This is a genomic window from Ekhidna sp., from assembly GCF_965247405.1.
In the GTDB taxonomy this organism is placed as follows: domain Bacteria; phylum Bacteroidota; class Bacteroidia; order Cytophagales; family Cyclobacteriaceae; genus Ekhidna.
The window spans coordinates 1,157,975-1,172,790 of record NZ_OZ252014.1; the positions used below are offsets into that span (position 1 = coordinate 1,157,975).

Consider the following 14,816-nt stretch of genomic DNA (forward strand, 5'->3'; position numbering starts at 1 on the left):
TTTCGCCGCATGATTTTTTCAGCGGAAGAACTTAAACGATTTTCTAAAGAGATATTTATTAGCATCGGTTGTCCTGAAGCAGAAGCTCAGCAGGCAGCCGATGTTTTAGTTAGTGCAGACCTGAGAGGAGTAGATTCTCACGGAGTGGCGCGACTTTCGGGCTACATTCGATTGCATGAAAAGAATCGACTAAACGCCACACCAAAAATTAAGACTATTCATGAAACACCCTCCACTGCGGTAGTTGATGGTGATTTAGGTCTAGGATTGGTAGTCGGCCCACATGCTATGCAGCTGGCTATCAAAAAGGCAAAAGATGCTGGTTCCGGATGGGTGTCAGTTAAAAACTCAAATCATTATGGGATTGCCGGATACCACGCCATGATGGCGCTGGAAGAAGATTGCATCGGCATTTCATTAACCAATGCCAGCCCACTGGTATCGCCTACCTTCTCAAAAGAACGACTGTTGGGAACAAACCCGATTTCGATTGCGATCCCTACCAAAAACCAACCTCCGTTTGTCCTGGACATGGCGACCACAACGGCTGCAAATGGTAAACTTGAGGTTCTTCAGCGAAAAGGTCAGGATGCACCCGAAGGCTGGCTGCAGGATAAAGAAGGCCACATCACTACCGATGCAAAAGGGCTGATAAAGGGAGGATCTATGCGCCCATTGGGTGGAGATCGCGAACATGGCTCACACAAAGGGTATGCACTAGGTGCAGTGGTAGATATTCTTTCAGCGGTTCTCTCAGGTGCCAACTATGGCCCCTGGGTTCCTCCGTTTGTTGCGTTTATCGATCCGGCTCCCAACCCGGTGGGCGAAGGACTTGGACATTTCTTTGGCGCCATGCGCATTGATGCATTCCGGGATGGTGAAGAGTTCAAAGCACATATGGACAACTGGATCGAGCGGTTCAGAGCATCCGAAACGGTTGACCCTGCACAGAAAGTATTGATCCCAGGCGACCCGGAACGCGAGATGACAGAAGACAGGTTAAAGAGTGGAATTGACCTGCTGGATCCGGTTGTGCAGGATTTGCAGGAACTTGGGGAGAAGTTTGGCGTTCCATTAAAGAAATAGAACCCGTATGGCAGAGCTCAAAACACAACCCAATGATCTCGATGTAGAAGAATTTATCAGCGCAATCGAGCCTGAATGGAAGCGGGATGATGCTTGGGAAGTACTCAAACTTATGAAAAACATCACAGGTGAGGAGCCGGTGATGTGGGGGCCATCTATTGTTGGTTTTGGCAAGTACAAATATGTATACGAGTCTGGCAGGGAGGGAGAATGGATGCTGACTGGATTTTCTCCTAGAAAACAGGCCATGACTCTTTACCTCATGTCCGGTTATGATAAAATGGGTGAATTGATGCAAAAGTTGGGTAAATACAAGAGCAGTGTGAGTTGCCTGTATATTAAGCGCCTTTCGGATATAGACTTAGAGGTACTGGAGGAAATGACCAGAAAGTCTGTTGAAATCATTAAAAAGAGATATGCGGAATACAATTAGTCTTCTTGCTTTGATCACCTCCATTTCTGTGGTATTTTCTCAACGAATCACGTTTAATGACCCAGACCTCACATTCAGCCTAAAAAAACCAAAAAGCTGGGAAGTATTCGATAATGGCTATGTGGTAAAAGTAAGTCCTTCCGCGATAGATACCACTGATGTTTATTTTACCATCACTTATTTTGAGTCACCAACCCCAATTGGATCATATAGCGAAATAATAGACACGCCATTACCAGAAAAATCCTTGGAAGAAACGGCTCCTCAAAAGGTTGTGACCATCGGACAGTATCGGTTAACAATGGAGAGCCGGGAAGCTATAAGGGACGGAACAAGCTTTATTCAACAAAAATATGAATTTGATCACCTTGGACAATCCTGGGAGATTACAACCTGTACTCCTGAACCTAAGGTGCAAAAGCTATTCAAGCGGATGATCAAATCCCTTAGAATTGACCAATAGTATTTCCTCCATTAATCGGAACAAGAATCGTGTTCAACGATAGTTCCTTTGCTCTCAGCTAATGATATAAACTCTGAATCGTTGGGCCAGTATAATCCTCTACACCCTAATACTTAATCACATGGATTATTTCCGCAAAGCCACCAACACCTCACCTACGGTGATGATGGATTCTAAGACAAAATCAGTTCTCATTTCAGGTTCTTCACTATGCCGGGATGTTACGATCTACGCCTCCGTAATCAATGACATGATCGAGCAGTTTGAGCAATTTGACTATAAGGACCTCAATATCAAACTCAATGTGTTTAACACCATTGCCGCTAAATCTTTGATTGATTTGTTGAAATCATTCAAATTTAAAAGCAAAGCGCCCTCCATTCACTGGTACTTTGATAAAAAGGATAGAGAAATGCAGGAGATGGCTAATGATTATAGCGAGTTGCTGGAAATGGAGTTTGAACTATCAGATAATTAAAAGACGCCAATCCCAACACCAGCACGAATAACCCATGGGCTGTTGTATGGTCGTGGGATTTCACTTTCATCATATAGCACATTATATAGCGCCATGATATTGAAAGATGCTCTGCCTCCTAGCTGTTCGGCATATCCAGCCCCTATCATGAGACTGTTGAAAGAAGATTTCTCCGTCCTTTCAGGTGAAAAGGAAGTAAAGTATTCAAACCGAAGACGCTCAAACTCTGCATAAGCAAAAAACTGACGAGTAACATTGAATCGATTAAACACACTCCAGCCAAAATTGGAAAGCGAAGTATTAATTGGCTGCTTGATTTTTACGTATTGATAAGTAATCCCAATACCGGCTGAGTATCGATCGGTGATCTTATATCCGACCTGGGGAAAAACACTGATATTGGTCTGGTTAGAACTTGCGCTGAAGCCTCCACCACCTCCAAAATAAATTTTATCGGAAAGCTTGTTTTGACTGAAAAGTCCGAAAGCTAACCCTATGAATAGTACGGAAAAGAGCGATTTCATTATTCTTCTCTTACGACAATAAACAAGTCTTCGTTCGGCTTTTTCATCAGGTATTTTTCTCTGGCCATCTTTTCCAATAAATCAGGATTGTTGTTTAATGCCGCCTGATCATTTTTTACCTGCAATATCTTATCTTGATAAAACAGCCTAGCCTCCTCCAGTTCTGCTTTTTTAGATGATAACTGTGCCTGAAGGAACAGGTCATTACTATCAACAAAAGCCAGCCACACCACGAAAAACAATGTGGACAGAAAATAAAAATTTCTGAAAAATGGAGGAACACGATCCAATAAATTCTTCATCTGCTTTGAATTTTAGTGGGTGGTTTGTCTTTCAAAGCTTCAGCAGATCAATACAAATGTAACGAGAAATACTAAGTTTTGATACTTTGCTACTTCTTAGCTGTTTTAATAATATCTCTGGATTGAAGGTAGAATATGATGACTAGAGGAAACCAGCAGATCGCCAGCATAATTTGAGTCCAGCTCGAATCTGTGGTAAAAAAATATCTATATAAATTAAACATTACACCCAATAACATTAATATGGATCCGGCTAGTTGGAACCTACGACGCTTCTTGTCACTTATCGGCATTCTATTCAATGGTTAAATCTTTCAATTCTCTCTCTTTCAACCTCCAAACCAGAAACATCCCGGGAAACATAATGCCCCAACCTATCCAACGCTCCCACTCAAAAGGCTCGCTATTGATCAAAACTTGATATGCATGAAATACAATCATGATAAGAGCGAGAATGGACATTAGTAAAGCGCCTGTCGCCTGATTCTGCTTATCCCGGTATTCTTTAGCTGAAACCTTCATCTACTTGGTGAAATAGTTTTTGATTGATTTATATGAGCAAATCAAGCATCCCCATATCACAACAAATGTCATTATATCATCTTTTGTGATGTTTTCGATTGGAACACGTAACCTTGATACATCATAGGTTTCAAACCAAAAATAAAGTATCACCAAAAACAAAATAGCAATGATCAGGTAAGGAAAATTAGCAGAGAATCTGGATTCTTTCTTTGTCGTTTCCATTCTGCTAATATAGGTATCTGTCAAGATTCGTAAAAAGGAAAATCTCTAATCTGCTGAAACCCTTTCATCTCTCTCTTCCAAACAAAATGCGTCATCCCGTTTGTAATCGCCAGGTACTTTGCGTCTAGCACTTTGTTGTAAGCTGCTATCTGTCCGGTAACCTTTTGATCCAATTTAACAGAGGGTGCTTTGCACTCCACCAAAAGAAAAACATTTCCTTCTCTATCTAGCACGTTAATATCTGAACGTTTTTGATTCTTAAAGTAGCTCATGGACTGCTCCAACCTAAACAGTCCCCTGGGGTAACGTAGGTGAGAAACAAGGAGATTTATAAAGTGCTGCCTCACCCACTCCTCCGGTGTGAGCACCACCCACTTTTTTCTGATCAGACAGAAAATCTTGTTTCCCTCAGTCTGATAATCAAACTCAGGAAGCTTGAGTGGCTGCATTTTTCAGTTTCACTTGAGATAGGAAAATGATGCCGAGAATGAAGAATGAAGCTAGTGCAAGCGTACTATTTCGCATACTCCCAGTCACCTGCTCTATGTAGCCGTAAACGAACGTTCCAAACACAATTGAAACATTGTAGGTCACATCGTAAAAGCTAAAAAATGATGCAGTATCAACCGTGTCTTTAGGCATGATCTTAGAGTAGGTCGCCCGTGAAAGTGATTGGATTCCTCCCATCACCAATCCAACAATAGCGGCCAAAGCAAAAAACTCAATCTCCTGATCCACAAAATATGCCCCCAGACAGCACCCAATCCAGATCAAAATTTGAATGAAAAGTGATCGTATGTTCCCCTGCTTTTTTGATACAAACGCAAAAAGGTAAGCCCCTACAATCGCCACAAACTGTATCAATAATACAGTCATGATCAGTTTACTTGCCTCCATTTTTAACTCTTTGGATCCAAATGTTGCAGCCAGGTACATCACCGTCTGCACTCCCATATTGTAAAAGAAAAAGGCCTGAAGAAACTTTCGCATCCCCTCCATCTCCTTCAGCTGCCTCCATACCGAACGCAACTCGCGATAACCGTTTGTCAAATAGTGACCTTCTGGTTTTCTTCCATGTGGATTTTCCGGGAGTTTGGAAATCGCGTAAAGTGAAAAACCAATCCACCACACTCCTACTGTCAGGAATGCTACCCTGGATGCGATCCCTGCGTCAGCCAAACCAAATGTACCAGGCATTTCTATTGTGGCTAGATTAATAATTAATAAGATCACTCCGCCCATATAACCATATGCATAACCTCTCGCACTCACTATGTCACGTTTATCCTCAGTTACAATCTCATTCAAAAATGCATCGTAGAAGACCAGGCTGCCCGAATATCCGACACTGGCCATCACCGAGCATAAAATCCCCCATTCCACATTTTCACCAGTAAAAAAGAAAAGCCCAATACAGGATATAGAACCGATAAACATGAATAGTTTTAAAAAGAACTTCTTTTTGCCTGCATAATCCGCAATTCCAGATAAAATGGGAAGCACGATAGCTACCATCAGGAAACTGGCAGAAAGTGCATACGAATAAAGTACCGAGTTTACGATCTCCATCCCGAAAAAGTCAATCCGGTCACCACCATTGGCATTGACGGCTACAGCTTGATAGTAAATTGGAAATATTGCAGAGGTGATCGTAAGTGAATAGACAGAGTTTGCCCAGTCATACAGGCACCAGGCGTTGATGGTTTTCTTATCGTTCAGCATAGCGAATTATATTGAAGCGGCAATATAATGAATGCATCTTTCACTACTTTTAGCTTAATCTATTTACAACATGGACTTTAACCTTGCTCCCGAAAAACTACACCGCCAGAATATTCCTACAGCCCGCCTTCCCTCTGGCACGGTGATCGAAATTCCCATTTTTTCCTATGAATCAAAAAAAGAGGGACCTACTCTCCTGCTGATGGCCGGTATGCATGGTGACGAGATCAATGGAGTGGAGATCATGCGAAGGATCATTACTAAAAAACTCTATCAGGTTCAGTCTGGACGAGTAATTCTTGTTCCTGTTTTTAACGTTTTTGGGTTCATCAATTTCAGCCGGGAGGTGCCTGACGGCAAAGATGTAAACCGCTCCTTTCCCGGAAACAAAAATGGATCATTGGCCAGCCAGTTTGCCTACTTTATGACAGACGAGGTTCTTCCTCATATTGAATATGGAATTGACTTTCACACCGGCGGCAAGCAGATCAATAACTTCCCGCAAGTACGGGCCATGCTGGATGACACAAAAAACAATGAGTTGGCACATGCCTTTGCTTCGCCTTTTATCATTAACTCGCCCTATCGGGACAAATCCTTGCGAAAAGAAGCTGGTAAACTGGGAAAAAGTATCCTGGTATATGAGGCCGGGGAATCACTTAAGCTAAGAAAACCAGCGATCGATGAAGGGCTGGCAGGAATGAAAAGGGTAATGAAACACCTCAACATGATTGAAGACGCTCCTTCTCCATCCCGAGGGCCGGTAGTGATCAGCAAGTCCACCTGGACGCGTGCAAGCAGAGCCGGACTACACTATGCACAAGCTAGAAACGGGTCGTTCGTCAAGAAAGGTGATGTAATGGGCGTCATTTCAGATCCTTATGGAGAATATGAGAAAAAAATTAAAGCAACCCACGATTGTCACATTCTCAGTGTAAACAATAATCCTGTGGTGAATCGGGGAGACGCCTTGTTTCATACCGGGATAACAGCCTAAATGATTAGAAAACTGGATCATAAAAATCAGGAAATTGCTATTCAAATTAGAGGTGTTTTTCAGGCATCATATGCCATTGAGGCCAAACTGCTTGATGCCGAAGACAACTTTCCTCCTCTAAAGAGGCCGCTTTCTGCATTCATTCATGCCGATACAGAGTTCTTTGGCCATTTTGAAGATGAGCGGATTGCAGGGGTTATTGAAGTTAAAAGTGATAGAGATTGCACCCATATCCAAAGTCTGGTTGTTCATCCTGATTTTTTCAGAAAAGGCATTGCCAGTCAGTTGATCTACTATTTATTCACTCATTTTGATTCTGATGTGTATACGGTAGAAACAGGAGCAAAGAATGAGCCTGCCATTGCTCTTTACGAACGCTTTGGATTTACCCTTGTGAAAAAATGGATGACAGAATTTGGAATTGAGAAGGTAGCATTTGAAAAGAATTAATCCTCCACCACTTCAAACTCCACTCTCCTGTTCAGCTTTCGCGTTTCCTCTGTTTCGTTGCTGTAAAGCGGTTGATTACCTCCATATCCTTTCCCGCTTACCCGGTATGGACTAACGCCTTGCGCAATGATGTATTCCTTTACTGCCTTCACCCGAGCTTCCGACAGTTGAACATTCCGCACGGGATCGCCGGTGTTGTCCGTATGGCCTTTCAGTAAGATCTTTATCTCAGGGTTATCATTTAGCATTTCCACCACCAGATCTAATTCCTTGTAGGAGCCGGTCAACAGTTCGGGGGTCCCTCTTTTGAAAAGGACATTCTTTAAAGCGATGGTTTCTCCTCTTTTCACAGGGTCAAGCGCGATCCGGTTCGCACCCATAATCAGGTTGCCTTCCAGGGAAAACCGAACAGGTAAATATCCCTCCGATTTGATTTCTACTTCCCCATACTTCATAAAGGAAGAGTCAAGCACAAAGACCCCTGCCGGAACAGGAAGAATTAACTCATCAAAAATGAGCTCAGCAGATAAGTATTCACCCGTTTTTTTGTCAACAATGCTCAATATTATCTCATTAACGACGGCCTCTTCAACTGTCATCACTGTAATGGGTGGATCTGTCGGAAGGTCTTCGGATGCTTCCTCTATCTCCTCCATAAATCGAATACGCATGATATCACCATATCCATCACTGTCTTGTGACCTGATAAAATATGCCCATTCTTCATTATCCCTGAAAGTAAAGGAAGACTCAGAGCCAGATGTATTGATTTGACTCCCAAGACGCCTGGGGGCAGTCCAATCTCTCCAGTAATTATCCTTTCTGACAGAATAATAGATATCAAAACTCCCAGAACCTCCTGGTCTATTTGATGCAAAAAAAAGTGTTCGATTATCCGCTGCGAGAAAAGGTGTGATTTCCTGATACTGAGTATTTATAATTGATCCTAAATTCTTTAATTGAGTCCAGCTACCATCTGGTTTTCTCTCAGCGACGTAAAGATCTTCCACACCATAAGTATGATTTGATTCCGCACTCAAAATCATAAATTGACCGTCGTTAGAAAGGCCACCACTGGGTTCAGGAGACTTGTTTTTGAAAAATGGAATAATTTCCGGAACTCGTTCACCATTCCTGTTTTTCAATCTCATTATCAATCCATGATAGACACCCTGGTTAAAAAACACATGATTATAAATTAGATCCTCCCCATCAAAGCCAATCGGGCTGACCATTCTTTTCATCCCCAACCAATCGTAGAAAAAATAGACGCTCAGAGAATCTACATAGTGAACATAGTCTTCAAGGTCGTTATCTCCGACTCCTGACCTTTCTTCTGTAAACGCCATTTTATCACTATTAGGATCAAGTACCAAATAATTCTGACCATTCGCAGAATTTAAATGACTTAAAGGCTCTGGTTGCCCTTCAAATGCAATTTGTGCATTCGAAATCAGGCTTAATGTGAGAAGAAGGGCTATTATTGAATTTTTCAATTAATTAATTTAATTTTTTTGTGAAAAATATTTGATTATATAACTATACTAATATATAATTGTACTTGTAAAGTTTCTCTATTGGTTAGTTGGTGACAAAGCTAAACAGCTAGTGAATTATTTGAAGTCCGGTGTGGTTAGCCGGACTTTTTTTCTTTTACCACCTTGCTCACAAACTTATTGCCAGCTATTACAAACCTCCATGGTTTTAATGCATCTTCTTCTGCATACTCCACACCAATTCTTGTATCGGACAATATTTCAAAATCACGCTCACCTCCATCTTTACCAATCCATATTTCATCTGAAAGTAGATCTGCTCCTGTCATTTTCACGCTAATCCCCATCGCTTGTGAAAGTGTGCCCGGCCCAGACGCTAATTTGGCTTTAGTAAATATCCTTCGTTCCCTCATAATCTCCTCTCCCTTCAAAGGCTCAAGTGCCCTAATCAAAACAGCATCCGCCTGATCCTCCTTATTTGTTACCACATTCACCAAATGATGGATTCCATAACAGAGATAAACGTATGCATGACCTCCTTGCCCATACATCACCTCTGTTCTAGGTGTCCTTTTACCATTCGCGTGGCACGCCTTATCTCCTCTTCCACAGTATGCTTCTGTTTCCACAATTTTTCCCGCAGTGATATACCCATCGATGTTGGTAATCAGTACCTTACCCAAAAGATCTTTTGCCACTTCTACGACATCCTCTCTCAAGTAAAACGATCTTGGGAGTTTTTCGTAAACGGATGTATTAATTTCGAAAACCATAAAACCTTTTAACTCATGAACATGAAAAGAATAACAAATCTAATCGCACTATGCGTGCTAGTCGCATTTGGTGCTTCCGCACAAATTAACACCCCACAACCGAGCCCGGCGGGATCTGTCAGCTCTACAGTAGGTTTAACTGAAGTCAGCATTGAATATTTCAGACCTGGTGTAAAAGATCGTCAGATTTTTGGAAGCGGAGATCAATACCTGGAGCAGTTTGGTGAGGTATGGAGAACAGGAGCAAATGCCGGCACAATGGTTAGCTTTAGCACAGATGTAAAAGTAGCAGGTCAGGATGTAAAAGCCGGAGAATACCAAATGGTGAGTATTCCGGGTGAATCCGAATGGCAGGTAATGCTAATCTCAGAGCCTATAGGAGGTAATGAGGGAGCATACGATGAAAGCAAAGCGGTTGTTAAGGCGACTGTTAAGTCAAGTAAGCCAGCAGGCACTGTTGAACGAATGAGCTTTCAAATCTCAGACATCAGTGCAGACAATACTTCAGCAAACATTCACTTTGAGTGGGCTGATGTTTCATGGAAACTACCAATAGCTGTAAGCTTCCATGAATCAGTGATGAAGGATATTGCTGCTAAAACACAGGTAAACCCTCAGAATTATGTAGCTGCTGCCAACTATTACCTTAATTCTGGAGAGAACCTGGAACAAGCGTTGGAGTGGATGAACAAATATTTGTCCATGGGAGAAAATTCCGGACAGTTCTGGCATGTACACACAAAAGCTCAAATTCTGGCTAAAATGGGCAAGAAGAAAGAAGCTATTGCTGCTGCAAAAGATTCAATGGAAAAGGCTAAAGCTTTTGAGCAGGGGGACTTTGGTTACATCAAAAGAAACGAAGATTTAATTGCTTCATTGAAGTAATTATAACCGAGTAAGATCGAAAAGCGTGGGCGTAGCTCACGCTTTTTTTATTCTTTAATAAAATCGACCACCTCTTATGTAAACACTTATCAAACAATCAATCCTCAATAATTAGGCCTGGGCTTGCTAGGCAACATTGGCTGAAGGATAATACTAATCAAAATAGTTCCTAAACATCCGATCACATTGTACCAGAGATAGCTTAAGGCGAATATCCCTGCCTCCGTCATAAAGTGAATAATGATTACTCCAGTCTGTGCAATGAGTGCTGCAATGAACACGGCATTTCCTTTCACATACTTTAGAAAAAAGGCTACTAGGAAGATTCCCAGCACTGTTCCATAGAAGATCGAGCCCACGATATTCACCGCCTCAATCAGGTTTTCAGAATTCTTGGCCAAAATGGCAAACAGAATCGCCAGAACACCCCAACCCAGCGTCATTAGCTTAGAAGTGTTCAGGTAATGATGATCCGATCCATCTTTCTTGATTGCTCGTTTATAAAAATCCACCGAGGTGGTAGACGCAAGTGCATTTAGTTCTGATGAGGTAGATGACATGGCAGCTGAAAAAATAACTGCGATCAATAACCCGATAAGACCGTGTGGCAGATAAGTGATGATGAACGTAAGAAAAACATAATCAGAGTCTTTGGTCTCCAACGTGTCATCTACTTTTAAAATGACCTCTTTTGCCTGCTCACGGATTTGTACGGAACGGGCATCCGCCTCTTTCAACTGTCCAACTACTTTATCTCGCTCTGCCCCTACCAATGACTCATTTGCCAGCTTCTCAGCAGCTGATCTTCGTTCATCAAGGGCGTGAGCATACTCATGGTTCAGTACTTCAAACTCCTCTGCATACTCAGAGCTCTCAACTATGTCCACAGAGGCCTCCTTAAAATGCAATGGTGGGTTATAGAAGATGAAGAAGACATATACCATCACACCCACAAAAAGGATGAAAAACTGCATTGGAATTTTCAGAATCGCATTGAACATGAGCCCCATACGACTTTCCGCAGCGCTGGTCCCTCCAAGGTATCGTTGCACCTGGGATTGATCTGTTCCAAAATAGGAAAGTTGAAGAAAAAATCCTCCAGCTAAGCCTGACCAGATCGTATATCGTTCACCGGCATCCATGCTAAAATTAACAGCTTCAAGTTTGCCCAAACTACCTGCGATCTCCAATGATCCTCCAAAAGTTGTGTAATCATTGAGATAACCAATAATCACAAAAAAGGCGGCAAACATTCCAGCCATGATGACAAACATCTGTTGTTTTTGTGTGATCGAGACCGCTTTGGTTCCCCCTGAAACAGTGTAAATAATCACCAGAATTCCTGTGCCTAAAATCGTAGCTGTAAGATCCCAATGAAGAATAGAAGAGATAATAATTGCCGGTGCATAGATGGTGATTCCGGCGGCCAAGCCTCTTTGTATAAGAAATATCGCGGCACCCAGATACCTGGTTTTAATATCAAATCGCTTTTCTAGAAATTCGTAGGCAGTGTAGACTTTGAGCCGGTAAAATATTGGGATAAAAACTGCTGATACAACGATCAAAGCAATGGGCATCCCAAAATAATTTTGGACAAATCCCATTCCGCTATCGTATGCCTGCCCTGGAGTAGAAATAAACGTGATAGCGCTGGCCTGTGTGGCCATCACTGACAGCCCAATCGTGCCCCATTTCATGGAGTGACCGCCCAACAGATAGCCTTCGATATCTTTTTGCCCTCTGGTCTTATAAACGCCGTATGCTACGATGAAAAGTAATGTGCCAAACAGCACAATCAGATCAAGATTGTTCATTAATAAGAAGTGCTAAAGAGGTAGAATAATAGGATTAGTACAGCCAACCAACCTGCAACGAAGAGGTAGAGGTATCTCCACTTTTTAAATAAAGGTGGCTTATCTATGTTTCTTTCAGAGATCAATTCTGTCATTTACCTAGCGATATCAAGTTTACAAAAATTCTATAAGCTCCGGGCACTCCGGCTGGTAATTCTCTAAACCAGCTATAGCCAGAGTACACATAATACCCCTCTCCATACTTAGCGACGAGCAAGCCTCCCGTTTTTGGACTTTCTCCTGGATCATTGCTTTTTAAGATGGGTGTAAACTCATCGGACCATTCACTAGGGAAGTAAAGCCCACGTTCCTGAACCCAATTATCAAAATCTTCATTGGTGATGCGATTGGGCGAATTCATGACCGGGTGATCAAAAGCCAAAATTTCTACGGGTGCCTGCTCAACCGCCACACGATCTCGTGATAGCTTTAAATCGTAAGGAGCAATTTCCTGTGTAACAAGTCTGTGACTGGTATTGTATTGAATGATCAGGTTACCTCCTTGTTTGACGTATTCAAAAAGATCCTTGTTTTTGTATGAGAGCCAATCAACGGTATTAAATGCTCTAATTCCTAAGACGATAGCATCGTATTGTTGAAGATTCTGAGCTGAAATATCATCTTTATCAAGCTTGGTTACCTTATAGCCGATTTGCTCTAGATTATCAGGAATGGCATCTCCCGCACCTTCAATGTACCCTATATTATTGCCTTTCTTCTTTAAGTCTATCCGTACAACACTAACCTTTGAATCCGGATAAAGTGTTTGCTTTGGAATATGACCATAATCAATAACAGACAGTCCTTTAGAGTAAGATTTACCATCGACCATTGCTCTGGCAGTCAAAAAACCCTCTGAAGCCTTTGATGGTGGAGTTATTTTAAAAGTGAAAACCTGCTCTTCCTGTTTAATCTCAAGATTAAAATCATAAACTGTTGGTTCGATTTTCCAACCATCGGGAGCATTGAGAGAGACACGTCCGCTCAAATTCTTCCTGCCTGCGATTACTCTTACATCTACGGATTTGGAATTGTTATCTCCAAACACTAGTACCCCCCCTGAGATGTTTACCATCACCGGAGGTCCAATGGTGACTGGCTCCACCACCTCGCCTTCTACCGGATCGGTCCTTCTAAACTTAACCGGAACCTTATATTCTACTCGTTCACTATTGAAATTGATAATCACCTTTCCTTCGATTGCAGGATCATTTTCCGGCTTGCCTATCTGCTCTTGATCATTCACTGTATACATTCCCAACTGCCCCTCCTCTCTCAACCAATAGGGATGTGAATACTGCATTCCTGCCGGGAGCTGAAAATTCATTTCAGAAGTAAATGGCCTGTTGTTTAGCAATGGCGTATTTAAAGAAACCGGGTTCACCCACTCTTCAAATTTTATTTGCTCGATCTCCATTTCAATATTACTGCGGTTAACTGCTTCGAATGAAATGGTTATAGAATCCCCTACAGCATAGCTTGGAGCAGAGGAAGTAAGTGAAAGGTAGAGCCCTGAAGCTGCTAAAATCAGGTCATCAATTTCTTGTTGCTTAATTTTTCTCCAAAACTCATTGTCAATTTTCTCGAGTGCTTTACGAGCCCCTAAGAGAGGCTCTATAATCGTAGATGGTTGCTTTTCGTCATATTGCGATATCGCTTTATCAATGAAGAATTTAACTTCCTCTGATCCATTGATTCGATCCCATGAGGTATTAATGCCATCAAAAGGTGATTGACCCTTATCACCTTCCCATTGTTGTAAATATTCAATTTGCTCTCCTCTGGAGCCCGAAGATCCAAACCCTTGGCTCTTGTGCATGCTCCGACTACTGGCTGCTATTTCGGTGTAGGATTCACCTAGCAACGCATTGTATCCACCCACATCCAACGTCACCAATTTAGTGGTGTCCATTTCGCCATTTCTAAACCACCACCAGCCGGTGTTCCAAAAAATCTTTTTTGGCTGCCAGGTATCCACATAGCCCAGTTGCTCCGGGTAAGCATTTTCATCTCCGCTTAACTTAAAGGCTTCTCTTGCCAGAATGGCGCTAGCAGTGTGGTGGCCATGAGACCTTCCAGTATCACTAAAGCGCGTGATTACAATATCAGGCCTGAACTTTCTGAATGTCCACACAAAATCTTCCAGCACTTTTTCACGATCCCAAATGTTGAATGTCTCGTCAGGGTTTTTCGAATATCCAAAATCGTTGGCACGAGAAAAGAATTGCTGTCCTCCATCAGTTCGCCTTGCTGCAAGTAATTCCTGCGTTCTTATTAAGCCAAGCTCTTCTCGAATTTGAGGACCAATAAGGTTCTGACCTCCATCACCTCTGGTCGCAGATAGATAGGCTGTCCGCATTAGCTCATCATTGGCATAGTAAGCAATAAGTCTTGTATTTTCATCATCCGGATGTGCAGCAACATATAGAACGGAACCTAACACATTCAATTTCTCTAGCTTTTGTCGGATCTCACCGGGTTTATAAGCTTTTGACTGCTGGGCATTACAATGAATGAAAAGTGCTATGAGAACATAGCTGATAAAGGCACGGGTTTTCATAATTGGTTTTGGTTCGGGTTAGTTACGAGTAAAAAGCCGGAAAGTTA

16 protein-coding genes are annotated in these 14,816 nt (G+C 42.1%); 7 read left to right on the forward strand and 9 right to left on the reverse strand.

The window, feature by feature from the left end; genetic code table 11:
* Positions 1-9 precede the first annotated feature (9 nt).
* From ACP14Y_RS05115 to ACP14Y_RS05130, 4 genes are all read left to right on the forward strand, one after another.
* A complete protein-coding gene (locus ACP14Y_RS05115; RefSeq protein ID WP_424961891.1) occupies positions 10-1,086 on the forward strand; it encodes an Ldh family oxidoreductase in 1,077 nt (358 codons plus the stop codon).
* A gap of 7 nt (positions 1,087-1,093) precedes the next feature.
* The gene (locus tag ACP14Y_RS05120; RefSeq protein ID WP_424961892.1) at positions 1,094-1,519 is read left to right on the forward strand and encodes a DUF1801 domain-containing protein; all 426 of its coding nucleotides are present in this window, start codon (positions 1,094-1,096) and stop codon (positions 1,517-1,519) included.
* A complete protein-coding gene (locus ACP14Y_RS05125) occupies positions 1,503-1,982 on the forward strand; it encodes a hypothetical protein (protein ID WP_424961893.1) in 480 nt (159 codons plus the stop codon). Before ACP14Y_RS05120 ends, ACP14Y_RS05125 begins: the two co-directional genes overlap by 17 nt.
* Before the next feature lie 121 nt (positions 1,983-2,103).
* Entirely contained in the window at positions 2,104-2,460 is a 357-nt protein-coding gene (locus tag ACP14Y_RS05130) for a SiaC family regulatory phosphoprotein (RefSeq protein WP_424961894.1), read from the forward strand.
* On the opposite strand, the gene ACP14Y_RS05135 is transcribed toward ACP14Y_RS05130, so the two are convergent.
* The 5 genes from ACP14Y_RS05135 to ACP14Y_RS05155 form a co-directional block, all read right to left on the reverse strand.
* Positions 2,457-2,984: a hypothetical protein gene (locus ACP14Y_RS05135; protein WP_424961895.1), complete on the reverse strand. Its 528-nt coding sequence runs from the start codon at positions 2,982-2,984 to the stop codon at positions 2,457-2,459. The two genes, ACP14Y_RS05130 and ACP14Y_RS05135, sit on opposite strands and share 4 nt — an antisense overlap.
* A complete protein-coding gene (locus ACP14Y_RS05140; protein ID WP_424961896.1) occupies positions 2,984-3,286 on the reverse strand; it encodes an FtsB family cell division protein in 303 nt (100 codons plus the stop codon). Before ACP14Y_RS05140 ends, ACP14Y_RS05135 begins: the two co-directional genes overlap by 1 nt.
* A 294-nt stretch (positions 3,287-3,580) precedes the next feature.
* A complete protein-coding gene (locus ACP14Y_RS05145) occupies positions 3,581-3,808 on the reverse strand; it encodes a hypothetical protein (RefSeq protein WP_424961897.1) in 228 nt (75 codons plus the stop codon).
* A 245-nt stretch (positions 3,809-4,053) separates the two neighbouring features.
* Positions 4,054-4,482 carry a type I restriction enzyme HsdR N-terminal domain-containing protein gene (locus ACP14Y_RS05150; RefSeq protein ID WP_424961898.1) on the reverse strand — a complete coding sequence of 143 codons (429 nt, stop codon included), beginning with the start codon at positions 4,480-4,482 and terminating at the stop codon, positions 4,054-4,056.
* The gene (locus tag ACP14Y_RS05155) at positions 4,460-5,755 is read right to left on the reverse strand and encodes an MFS transporter (protein WP_424961899.1); all 1,296 of its coding nucleotides are present in this window, start codon (positions 5,753-5,755) and stop codon (positions 4,460-4,462) included. The genes ACP14Y_RS05150 and ACP14Y_RS05155 overlap by 23 nt, the downstream gene beginning before the upstream one ends.
* Positions 5,756-5,825: 70 nt before the next feature.
* Here ACP14Y_RS05155 and ACP14Y_RS05160 point away from each other — a divergent pair, with 70 nt between their 5' ends.
* Together ACP14Y_RS05160 and ACP14Y_RS05165 are read left to right on the forward strand one after the other, a co-directional pair.
* The gene (locus ACP14Y_RS05160) at positions 5,826-6,752 is read left to right on the forward strand and encodes a succinylglutamate desuccinylase/aspartoacylase family protein (RefSeq protein ID WP_424961900.1); all 927 of its coding nucleotides are present in this window, start codon (positions 5,826-5,828) and stop codon (positions 6,750-6,752) included.
* Positions 6,753-7,202 (forward strand): GNAT family N-acetyltransferase, encoded by a 450-nt coding sequence (locus tag ACP14Y_RS05165; protein WP_424961901.1) that lies wholly within the window; start codon positions 6,753-6,755, stop codon positions 7,200-7,202.
* Here the strand turns inward: ACP14Y_RS05165 and ACP14Y_RS05170 are convergent.
* Complete coding sequence (locus ACP14Y_RS05170; RefSeq protein ID WP_424961902.1) at positions 7,199-8,698, reverse strand: OmpA family protein; 1,500 nt, start codon at positions 8,696-8,698, stop codon at positions 7,199-7,201. The two genes, ACP14Y_RS05165 and ACP14Y_RS05170, sit on opposite strands and share 4 nt — an antisense overlap.
* 137 nt (positions 8,699-8,835) lie before the next feature.
* Positions 8,836-9,471 (reverse strand): DNA-3-methyladenine glycosylase, encoded by a 636-nt coding sequence (locus ACP14Y_RS05175; RefSeq protein WP_424961903.1) that lies wholly within the window; start codon positions 9,469-9,471, stop codon positions 8,836-8,838.
* Between the two features lie 21 nt (positions 9,472-9,492).
* Between ACP14Y_RS05175 and ACP14Y_RS05180 the strand changes: the two genes are divergently transcribed.
* Positions 9,493-10,356, forward strand: coding sequence for a DUF2911 domain-containing protein (locus tag ACP14Y_RS05180; protein WP_424961904.1), 864 nt, complete (start codon positions 9,493-9,495; stop codon positions 10,354-10,356).
* A 104-nt stretch (positions 10,357-10,460) separates the two neighbouring features.
* Here the strand turns inward: ACP14Y_RS05180 and ACP14Y_RS05185 are convergent, their stop codons facing one another.
* Both ACP14Y_RS05185 and ACP14Y_RS05190 read right to left on the reverse strand, forming a co-directional pair.
* Positions 10,461-12,170 (reverse strand): sodium:solute symporter, encoded by a 1,710-nt coding sequence (locus ACP14Y_RS05185; RefSeq protein WP_424961905.1) that lies wholly within the window; start codon positions 12,168-12,170, stop codon positions 10,461-10,463.
* A gap of 130 nt (positions 12,171-12,300) precedes the next feature.
* On the reverse strand, positions 12,301-14,769 hold the full coding sequence (locus tag ACP14Y_RS05190) for a PIG-L family deacetylase (RefSeq protein WP_424961906.1): 2,469 nt from the start codon (positions 14,767-14,769) through the stop codon (positions 12,301-12,303).
* Positions 14,770-14,816: the final 47 nt, after the last annotated feature.

Excerpts from the sequence above, each read along its gene's own strand:
- ACP14Y_RS05140 (WP_424961896.1), bottom strand. The coding sequence starts at position 3,286 with ATGAAGAATTTATTGGATCGTGTTCCTCCATTTTTCAGAAATTTTTAT.
- ACP14Y_RS05190 (WP_424961906.1), bottom strand. The coding sequence starts at position 14,769 with ATGAAAACCCGTGCCTTTATCAGCTATGTTCTCATAGCACTTTTCATT.
- ACP14Y_RS05150 (WP_424961898.1), bottom strand. The coding sequence starts at position 4,482 with ATGCAGCCACTCAAGCTTCCTGAGTTTGATTATCAGACTGAGGGAAAC.
- ACP14Y_RS05145 (WP_424961897.1), bottom strand. The coding sequence starts at position 3,808 with ATGAAGGTTTCAGCTAAAGAATACCGGGATAAGCAGAATCAGGCGACA.
- ACP14Y_RS05180 (WP_424961904.1), top strand. The coding sequence starts at position 9,493 with ATGAAAAGAATAACAAATCTAATCGCACTATGCGTGCTAGTCGCATTT.
- ACP14Y_RS05125 (WP_424961893.1), top strand. The coding sequence starts at position 1,503 with ATGCGGAATACAATTAGTCTTCTTGCTTTGATCACCTCCATTTCTGTG.
- ACP14Y_RS05130 (WP_424961894.1), top strand. The coding sequence starts at position 2,104 with ATGGATTATTTCCGCAAAGCCACCAACACCTCACCTACGGTGATGATG.
- ACP14Y_RS05135 (WP_424961895.1), bottom strand. The coding sequence starts at position 2,984 with ATGAAATCGCTCTTTTCCGTACTATTCATAGGGTTAGCTTTCGGACTT.
- ACP14Y_RS05175 (WP_424961903.1), bottom strand. The coding sequence starts at position 9,471 with ATGGTTTTCGAAATTAATACATCCGTTTACGAAAAACTCCCAAGATCG.
- ACP14Y_RS05165 (WP_424961901.1), top strand. The coding sequence starts at position 6,753 with ATGATTAGAAAACTGGATCATAAAAATCAGGAAATTGCTATTCAAATT.
- ACP14Y_RS05115 (WP_424961891.1), top strand. The coding sequence starts at position 10 with ATGATTTTTTCAGCGGAAGAACTTAAACGATTTTCTAAAGAGATATTT.
- ACP14Y_RS05120 (WP_424961892.1), top strand. The coding sequence starts at position 1,094 with ATGGCAGAGCTCAAAACACAACCCAATGATCTCGATGTAGAAGAATTT.
- ACP14Y_RS05155 (WP_424961899.1), bottom strand. The coding sequence starts at position 5,755 with ATGCTGAACGATAAGAAAACCATCAACGCCTGGTGCCTGTATGACTGG.
- ACP14Y_RS05160 (WP_424961900.1), top strand. The coding sequence starts at position 5,826 with ATGGACTTTAACCTTGCTCCCGAAAAACTACACCGCCAGAATATTCCT.
- ACP14Y_RS05185 (WP_424961905.1), bottom strand. The coding sequence starts at position 12,170 with ATGAACAATCTTGATCTGATTGTGCTGTTTGGCACATTACTTTTCATC.